This window comes from Melaminivora alkalimesophila (assembly GCF_000282995.1).
GTDB lineage: Bacteria > Pseudomonadota > Gammaproteobacteria > Burkholderiales > Burkholderiaceae_C > Melaminivora > Melaminivora alkalimesophila.
The window spans coordinates 1-6,721 of record NZ_ALEE01000822.1; the positions used below are offsets into that span (position 1 = coordinate 1).

6 protein-coding genes are annotated in these 6,721 nt (G+C 70.9%); 5 read left to right on the forward strand and 1 reads right to left on the reverse strand.

Annotated features, from left to right (window positions below; all coding sequences use genetic code 11):
* The coding region (locus A612_RS15835) for a 2Fe-2S iron-sulfur cluster-binding protein (protein WP_019375405.1) at nucleotides 1–581 on the reverse strand (581 nt) is incomplete at its 3' end.
* A gap of 197 nt (nucleotides 582–778) precedes the next feature.
* On the opposite strand from A612_RS15835, the gene A612_RS15840 reads away from it, so the two are divergent.
* The 5 genes from A612_RS15840 (at nucleotide 779) to A612_RS15860 (ending at nucleotide 6,574) form a co-directional block, all read left to right on the forward strand.
* Entirely contained in the window at nucleotides 779–1,711 is a 933-nt protein-coding gene (locus A612_RS15840; protein ID WP_040437225.1) for a LysR family transcriptional regulator, read from the forward strand.
* Nucleotides 1,712–1,792: 81 nt separating this feature from the next.
* Complete coding sequence (locus A612_RS15845; RefSeq protein WP_019375407.1) at nucleotides 1,793–3,391, forward strand: ABC transporter ATP-binding protein; 1,599 nt, start codon at nucleotides 1,793–1,795, stop codon at nucleotides 3,389–3,391.
* Nucleotides 3,378–4,451, forward strand: coding sequence for an ABC transporter permease (locus A612_RS15850; protein ID WP_019375408.1), 1,074 nt, complete (start codon nucleotides 3,378–3,380; stop codon nucleotides 4,449–4,451). Before A612_RS15845 ends, A612_RS15850 begins: the two co-directional genes overlap by 14 nt.
* Nucleotides 4,451–5,371 carry an ABC transporter permease gene (locus A612_RS15855; protein ID WP_019375409.1) on the forward strand — a complete coding sequence of 307 codons (921 nt, stop codon included), beginning with the start codon at nucleotides 4,451–4,453 and terminating at the stop codon, nucleotides 5,369–5,371. Before A612_RS15850 ends, A612_RS15855 begins: the two co-directional genes overlap by 1 nt.
* A 39-nt stretch (nucleotides 5,372–5,410) precedes the next feature.
* On the forward strand, nucleotides 5,411–6,574 hold the full coding sequence (locus A612_RS15860; protein ID WP_019375410.1) for a BMP family ABC transporter substrate-binding protein: 1,164 nt from the start codon (nucleotides 5,411–5,413) through the stop codon (nucleotides 6,572–6,574).
* The last annotated feature ends 147 nt before the right edge of the window (nucleotides 6,575–6,721 follow it).

Sequence of the window (6,721 nt, forward strand, 5' to 3'; positions counted from 1 at the left end):
AGCAGCGCCGGCTCGTCCACCTGCACGCGCGGCAGCTCGTGCAGCTGGCCGGCCGCCTCCAGGATCGGGCGGTAGCCCGTGCAGCGGCACAGGTTGCCCGACAGCTCCTCGGCCGCGAGTGCGCGCGGGATGGCGCGGCCCTCCCGGCAGACGTGGCGCTGGTACATGCTGAACAGGCTCATGGCGAAGCCGGGGGTGCAGAAGCCGCACTGTGTGGCGTGGCTGTGCAGCAGCGCCTGCTGCACCGGGTGCAGGCCGCCCGGCGCGGCAGCGGCGCCCTCGTCGGCCGGCTGGATCAGCGGGTCCTGTGCCAGGTCTTCCACGGTCCACAGCGCCATGCCGTCGATGGAATGCGCCAGCCGGATGCAGCTGTTCACGGCCTCGTAGTGGATGCGGCCCTCCCGCGCACTGCCCAGCACCACCGTGCAGGCGCCGCAGTCGCCTTCTCCGCAGCCTTCCTTGGTGCCGGTCGCGCCCAGGTCCTCGCGCAGCAGCTGCAGCAAGGTGCGGTCCGGGGCGATGCCGTTCAGCTGCACGGTGCGGCCGCGGCGGAGGAAGCGCAAGGGGCGGGTGGTGCTCATGCCTGAAAGGGTAGTCCTGCAGCGCCCGCCTGGCCATATGGGCCTGCGTATAACCCGGATGCCCGGCGCGCTATGGCGCGTGTACAGTGGCCGCCACCGTTTCCGGCCGGTCGGGCGCGCCCATCCGACCGCACGCGTAGCGCCGCGCGCCCCGCGCGGCATACCTTCCGGCCCATGGCGTGTATGCCCGAGCGCATATGAGAGACCAAGCCCTTTTCGACAAGATCGACCTTCATCTCATCAGGGTATTGCACACCGTGCTCACCGAACGCAGTGTCTCGCGCGCCGCCCTCCGGCTGGGCATGCACCAGCCGGCGGTCTCGGGTGCGCTGCGCCGGCTGCGCGAGCTCTCGGGCGACCCGCTGCTGGTGCGCTCGGGCGCCGGCATGCAGCCGACCGACGCGGCGCTGGCCATGGTCGAGCCGGCGGCGAGCATCCTGCGCGCGGCCGAATCGCTGTTCTCCGATGCGCGCGGCTTCGATCCGCGCACCGCGCGCCGGCCCTTGCGCATCGCGGCGAGCGCCTACCTCGACCCCCTGTTCCTGCCGCGCCTGGTGGCCCACCTGAAGGCCGAGGCGCCGCTGTGCACGGTCGAGATCCTGCCGCTCACGGCCGACACCCACTACCACGCGCACCTGGCGCAGGGCGAGGCCGACGTGGTGGTCGGCAACTGGCCCGAGCCGCCCGGCGACCTGCACCAATCGCGCCTGTTCTCCGACGAGGTGGTGTGCCTGGTCGGCCGAGAGCACCCGGCCGTGCGGCGCGGCTGGAGCGCCGAGGACTGGCTGGCCGCCGAGCACATCGCGCCCACGCCCACCCGCCCCGGCGCGCGCGGCGTGATCGACGCGCACCTGGACGGCCTGGGCCTGGCGCGCAACATCACGGTGCGCTGCGCGCATTTCAGCCTGATTCCCGCCATGGTCGCGGGCAGCCTGCTGGTGCTGACCACCGGCCGGCAGTTCTGCGAGCGCTACGCGGAGCGCCTGCCGCTGGCCGTGCTGCCCTGCCCGGTGGAGTTCCCGCGCCTCGTGTACTACCAGCTCTGGCACCCGCGCACCCACCCTTCCGCCGCCGGCGCGTGGCTGCGCGAATGCATCCGGCACGTGGCCTCGACGCTACGAAATCCGTAGCTCGCAAGCATCCCGGAACAAGCCTCGGATACCGTTTTCACAAAAACTGACGGCCCCCGCACTTCGGAGACAATCGCAGGCATGAATTCCACCCCCTCCAGCGCCGCCGCGGACCCCGCGCCACCGCGGCTGCAACTGACGGGCATCACCAAGCGCTATCCGGCCGTGGTGGCCAACGATGGCGTCTCGCTCACCGTGCAGCCGGGCGAGATCCACGCCGTGCTGGGCGAGAACGGCGCGGGCAAGTCCACGCTGATGAAGATCATCTACGGCGCCACCAAGCCCGACGAGGGGGCGATGTGGTTCGACGGCCAGCCCGTGCAGGTCAGGAACCCGCAGGAGGCGCGCGCGCTGGGCATCGCCATGGTGTTCCAGCACTTCAGCCTGTTCGACACGCTCACCGTGGCCGAGAACGTCTGGCTGGGCCTGGACCGGCGCCAGCCGCTGGCCGAGGTGGCGCGCCGCATCACCGAAAAGGCCAGCGAGTACGGGCTCGACATCGACCCGGGCCGCCCGGTCCACACCCTCTCCGTGGGCGAGATGCAGCGCGTGGAGATCATCCGCGCGCTGCTCACCGACCCGCGCCTGCTGATCCTGGACGAGCCGACCTCGGTGCTTACGCCCCAGGCGGTGGACAAGCTCTTCGTGGTGCTGCGCAAGCTCGCCGCCGAGGGCTGTTCCATCCTCTACATCAGCCACAAGCTGCACGAGATCCGCGAGCTGTGCAGCACCTGCACGGTCATGCGCGGCGGGAAGGTGACGGGGGTGTGCGACCCCACCCGGGAATCGAACGCCTCGCTGTCGCGCCTGATGATCGGCGCCGAGCCGCCGGCGCTCGACCACCGCGAGGTGCGCGTCGGCGAGGCCGTGCTGTGCACGCATGGGCTGTCGCTGCCCGCGGCCGACCCCTTCGGCGTGGCCCTGGTCGGCATCGATCTGGAGGTGCGCGCCGGCGAGGTGGTGGGCATCGCCGGCATCTCGGGCAATGGCCAGAAGGAGCTGCTCTACGCCCTCTCGGGCGAGGACACACGCGCCGCCCCCGCCATGGTCGAGGTGGCGGGCCGCCCGGCCGGGCGCATGCGCCCGCGCCAGCGGCGCCAGCTGGGTCTGCATTTCGTGCCCGAGGAGCGCCTGGGGCGCGGCGCGGTGCCGACCATGGGCCTGGCGCACAACCTGCTGCTCACGCGCAGCAACGCCGTGGGCGCGGGCGGCTGGCTGCGCATGCGGCGCCTGCGCGCGCACGCGCAGGAGATCATCACCCGCTTCGGCGTGAAGGCCGGCGGCCCGGACGCGCCCGCGCGCTCCCTATCGGGCGGCAACCTGCAGAAATTCATCGTCGGCCGCGAGATCGACGCCGGGCCGAAGCTCTTGATCGTCTCCCAGCCGACCTGGGGCGTGGACGTGGGCGCGGCGGCGCAGATCCGCGGCGAGATCCTGAAGCTGCGCGATGCCGGCTGCGCCGTGTTGGTGGTCAGCGAGGAACTGGATGAGCTGTTCGAGATCTGCGACCGGCTGCACGTGCTGGCCAAGGGGCGCCTGTCGCCCTCGGTGCCGCGCGCCGAGGCAAGCGTGGAGCGCATCGGTGAATGGATGAGCGGGCTGTGGCACGCCGAGGTGCAGGAGCACCTGGGCCGCCAGCAGTCGGCGCAGCGCGGGGAGGGCGGCCATGCTCAAGCTTGAGGCGCGCCCGCAGGCCTCGCGCCTGTGGACCTGGGGCTCGCCCCTGCTCGCGCTGGCCATCACGGTGGCCATTGGCGTGCTGCTGTTCGTGCTGCTGGGCAAGGACCCGGTGCGCGGGCTGCAGGTCTTCTTCTGGGAGCCCGTCAAGTCCGCCTACGCCCTGGGCGAGCTGGCCGTGAAGGCGACGCCGCTCTTGCTGGTGGCGCTCGGGCTGGCGGTGTGCTTTCGCTCCAACGTCTGGAACATCGGCGCCGAGGGGCAATTCGTCATCGGCGCCGTGGCGGCCGGCGGGGTCGCGCTGCTGGCCGACAAGACCACCGGGCCGTGGATCGTCCCCGCCATCCTGCTGGCCGGCATCGCGGGCGGCATGGCCTGGGCGGGCATCGTCGCCTTCCTGCGCGACCGCTTCAACGCCAACGAGATCCTGGTCAGCCTGATGCTGGTCTACGTGGCGATCCTGCTGCTGAGCTACCTGGTCTATGGCCCGTGGAAGGACCCCATGGGCTACAACTTCCCGCAGACGCGCATGTTCGAGCGCGTCACGCAGGTGCCCAGGCTCTTCACCGGCTCGCGCGTGACCATCGGGCTGCCGCTGGCCCTCATCAGCGTGGCGCTCCTGTGGGTGTTCCTGTTTCGCATGCGCGCGGGCTTCGCGCTGCAGGTGGGCGGCCTCGCGCCGGCGGCGGCGCGCTACGCCGGCTTTTCCTCGCGCCGCGCGCTGTGGACGGCGCTCCTGATCTCGGGCGCGACCGCGGGCCTGGCGGGCGCGCTGGAAGTCGCCGGGCCGATCGGCCAGCTCACGCCCTACATACCGGCCGGCTACGGCTTTGCCGCCATCATCGTCGCCTTCGTCGGGCGGCTGCACCCGGTGGGCATGGTGCTGTCGGCCATCCTGATGAGCATGTTCTACATCGGCGGCGAGCTGGCGCAGTCGCGCCTGGGGCTGCCCAAATCGCTCACCGGCGTGTTCCAGGGCCTGCTGCTGTTCACGCTGCTGGCCTGCGACACGCTGATCGCCTACCGCGTGCGCTGGGTGGGCGCCAGGGGAGGGCGCCACTGATGGAATCCTACGCACTGCTGCTGGGCTCGACGCTGAGCGCCGGCACCGTCCTGGCGCTGGCCTCGCTGGGCCTGTTGATCAACGAGAAGTCGGGCATCGTCAACCTCGGCGCCGAGGGCATGATGCTGTGCGCCGCCGTGGCGGCCTTCGCCACCGTGGTGCACACCGGCAGCTTCGCCCTCGGGCTGGGCGCCGGGATGCTCGCCGGCGCGCTGCTGGCGGCGCTGTTCGGCGTGCTGGTCATCTGGTTCAACACCAACCAGTACGCCACGGGCCTGGCGCTGTCGATCTTCGGCGTGGGCTTCTCGGCCTTCGCCGGCATCGGCTACGTGCAGGCCAAGCTGCCGGACACGCCCAAGTTCTCCTGGCCCGTGCTGCGCGAGCTGCCGGTGGTCGGGCCGGCGTTGGGCACGCTCCATCCGCTGGTCTACCTGACCATGCTGCTGGCGGCGGCGATGGTGTGGTTCCTGTACCGCACGCGCGCCGGGCTGGTGCTGCGCTCGGTGGGCGAATCGCCCGAGTCGGCGCACGCGCTGGGCTACCCGGTGCGGCGCATCCGCCTGGGCGCCGTGGCCGCGGGCGGCGCGCTGTGCGGGCTGGCGGGCGCCTACATCTCGACCGTCTACACGCCCCTGTGGGTGGAAGGCATGGTCGCCGGGCGCGGCTGGATCGCGCTGGCGCTGACCACCTTTGCCACCTGGCGGCCGGCGCGCGTGCTGCTGGGCGCCTACCTGTTCGGCGGCGTGACCATGCTGCAGTTTCACCTGCAGGCCTCGGGCGTGCAGGTGGCCAGCCAATTGCTGTCCATGCTGCCCTACGTGGCGACCATCGTCGTGCTGGTGCTGATCTCGCGCAATCCGGTGTGGATTCGTGCGAACATGCCGGCTTCGCTCGGCCGGCCCTTCCATCCGGGGGGCTGAGCCTGCTGCCTCTTCCTTGTTTCCACTGATTCACCCCACATGAACCCGAACCTGAACAAACGGTCCCTGTTCAAGGCCGCCGCCCTGTCGGCGGTGGCGCTCGCGGCGCTTGCCGGCTGCGGCCAGAAAGAGGAGACGGCCGCGCCCGCCGCCGCCCCGGCAGAGGCGCCTGCCGCCGCGCCCGCACCGGACAAGCTCAAGATCGGCTTCATGTACGTGAGCCCCATCGGCGACGGCGGCTGGACCTTCCAGCACGACCTGGGCCGCAAGGCGATCCAGGACAAGTTCGGCGACCGCATCGAGACCTCCTTCGTCGAGAGCGTGCCCGAGAGCGCCGACTCCGAGCGCGTTATGCGCGACATGGCGGCCCAGGGCAACAAGCTGATCTTCGCGACCAGCTTCGGCTACCAGGAGTTCGTGCAGAAGGTCGCGGCCGACTTGCCCGACGTGAAGTTCGAGCACGCCACCGGCTACAAACAGCGGGAGAACGTCGCCACCTACGACACCAAGACCTTCGAGGGCGCGTACCTGGCGGGCATCGTCGCCGGCGGCATGACCCAGACCAAGACCGTCGGCGTGGTGGCCTCGGTGCCGATCCCCGAGGTGGTGCGCAACATCAACAGCTTCGTGCTGGGCGCGCAGAGCGTCGATCCATCGATCCGCGCCAAGGTGGTGTGGGTGAACGAGTGGTTCAGCCCGCCTAAGGAGTCCGAGGCCGCGGCCTCGCTGATCAACGGCGGCGTGGACGTGCTCTACCAGAACACCAACTCGCCGGCCGTGCTCAAGACCGCCGAGGAACGCGGCGCGCGCGCTTTCGGCAAGGACGGCGACATGAGCAGCTTCGCGCCCAAAGCGCACCTGGGCTCGGCGGTGGTCAACTGGGCACCCTACTACACCAAGGTGGTCGAGGACACGCTCGCCGGCAACTGGCCGCAGGGCAACTACTGGTGGGGCGTCAAGGAAGGCGCCATCGACCTGCTGAAGATCGCCGACGACGTGCCGCAGGAGATCCTGGACCGCGTCGCCAAGGCGCGCGCGGGCCTGAAGGACGGCAGCTTCGCCGTCTGGACCGGTCCCATCAAGGACAACACGGGCAAGGAGCTGCTGGCCGAGGGCCAGGTGGCGGACGACCAGTTCCTGACCGGAATCAACTTCTTCGTCGCCGGCGTGGAAGGCAAGGTGCCGGGCACCGAAGGCAAGTGAGCACGCCAGAGCTCCCCATCCCCCTCACCCAGAAGGATCGACCCATGACCGACCTGCACAAGCGCTCCCTGTTCAAGCTCGCGGCCCTGGGCGCCGCGGCCGCGGCCCTGGTGGCCTGCGGCAAGAAGGAGGAGCCGGCGGCGGCCG